General features: G+C 37.5%; 2 protein-coding genes and 1 pseudogene. All 3 read right to left on the reverse strand.

Annotated features, from left to right (window positions below):
• Nucleotides 1–254 precede the first annotated feature (254 nt).
• Entirely contained in the window at nt 255–854 is a 600-nt protein-coding gene (locus tag FJR05_RS11390; RefSeq protein ID WP_168644191.1) for a hypothetical protein, read from the reverse strand.
• A gap of 67 nt (nt 855–921) precedes the next feature.
• Nucleotides 922–1,590, reverse strand: coding sequence for a hypothetical protein (locus FJR05_RS11395; protein ID WP_168644192.1), 669 nt, complete (start codon nt 1,588–1,590; stop codon nt 922–924).
• Between the two features lie 156 nt (nt 1,591–1,746).
• Nucleotides 1,747–1,994, reverse strand: a pseudogene (locus FJR05_RS11400) (hypothetical protein); the annotation flags it as partial.

A 1,994-nucleotide genomic window follows, 5' to 3' on the forward strand; every position in this document is an offset into this window, starting at 1 on the left:
CCTACTTCTACCTACCCTATAAACTCTCGAAAGTGGGGGGAGAGTGAAAAACTACTTAATTGGTAGTTAAATTTTTCAATTTCTTGCATTATCTACCTCCAAAAAATCTATACAAATTCTCCCCAATTCCCGACTGTTTTAACCAGTTGAGCAAGTCATTTATGCTGTGAACATAATCAATAAAACCAGTGATTAAGTAGTTAATAAAAATTACAGTTGCTAAACTGCTAATAAACAAGCTAAACCAGCTTTGATTATTCCTGAATCTCATTTTTATTCTCCTGATTATTGTTAAATGAAAACTTTTTAAACATTGTTAATAATGCTAAACCAGATAATGCTATTAACAAAGTCATTCCCATATCTGGTAGTTGGAAACTTAACCCTTCGTTGCTACGAATTTCTTGATAAGTTTGATTTATTTGGGAGTAGGTATTGGTAATTTCTTTAGATATTTTACCTGTTCCATTAAGGGTTGTGGTAATACCAATTCCCAATTTTACTATGCCTACAAGCGGCTTTTGACCTAGCGAAAATTCCCATGATTCAGATGATATTGAAAAGTTAAAACTGTCGCCAAAATCAATTAATCCGGGGAGGCAGGATACACAAAATGAAGCTAGTTGAATAATACTTAATGTCACCTGCAGTTGAAACAGCAACCACGATAAACTACAAGAGGAGAATTGACACGCGATAAACAACAAACCTGAATCTATACGCTTCCTGCGCTCTATGTCAGCATAGATTTTATTTTCTATATGGGTAAGATATCTAATAGTTTCTCCGGGTAACTGAGACTCATTATCTTCTTGATCAATATCATCAAAAGTGGGAGGGATAGGTGCTAACATAGTAATAAGTGATAGTTTGACCTGATGCTATCCCCCCGGTAATTCACAGTTGCCAGGGGGATTAATTTTAGAAACCTAATGCGCCCATAAACTCCTGAAACTTGCCTTTAATTCCCCTGTAATTTTTCTCAGGAATCAGGTCGTATCGAGCGTTCTCACCCTTATTTAAGGCTTCGTTCATTGTCTTTTGCTGATATTGTTCGTCTGCAGCAACTTGTTTTATTTCGGGACGATTTGATTGTTCTAAAATCGCTACCTGCTGATCAACTCCTACCAAGTGAGCATCAATATATCCCTTAATTTGGGTGTAGTTTACTTGATACTTATGGCGGGTATTTTCGGTATTCTTACCAAGTACAAATTCCTGAGCTAATTCTTGTCTTTGGTGGACAAACTTCTGTTGACCTAACATGACTTGTGAGCCAGCTTTATCAATAGCGATCGCACTCTTACCAGCTTGCAGTAGAATGTCCGCCGTTGCCTTATTGTAAGCCTCGCTACCATTAATAATCTCGATGTAAGCTTGCGCCAACTTAGGAGCTAATTCTTGGGATAACCTACCTTGTCTAGCAAGTTCTCCTATCTTTTGGGCTGCTGCTACATCGCCACCGATAGCGCGGTCAAAATCGGCAAGTGATACTCCGAATTTGCGGTCTAATGTAGTAGCAAGTACCTTACCTTTGGGAAGGATATGGTTTCGCAGTCGGGGTGTTTTCGCTGGTTTGATTTGGTTCATTTTGGTAATTCCAGATAATAGTTCGGATCGGTAAAATAACGATGTTCTGGTTTAGTTATGCTGCTACTGAATCTAACTTTATCAACAGCAAATAACCCAGCGATTAAGATTAATCCTATTAAAAAATATTGAGGATTAATCTTGATTTTGAATTGCCTACGATGCCTTGAGCGCGGGGATATCAAAGGCTGAAAGGCATTGCTTGACGCTACTTTTAAACTGTTTATTCGACTCCTGGATATCGTTGTTAATGCTTCTTAGTCCATCAGATAGTAGTTGAGAATTTTCGCTATTTTTAGCCCCGACTACCTCTCTAACTTCATAAATCAGTTCATTAATCTTTGACTGATTAATCATAGATTTATGGTTAATAAAAGCCATAATTGCTGCTTTGATTGAATCAA

It is taken from the genome of Dolichospermum sp. UHCC 0259 (assembly GCF_009711935.1).
Lineage (GTDB): Bacteria > Cyanobacteriota > Cyanobacteriia > Cyanobacteriales > Nostocaceae > Dolichospermum.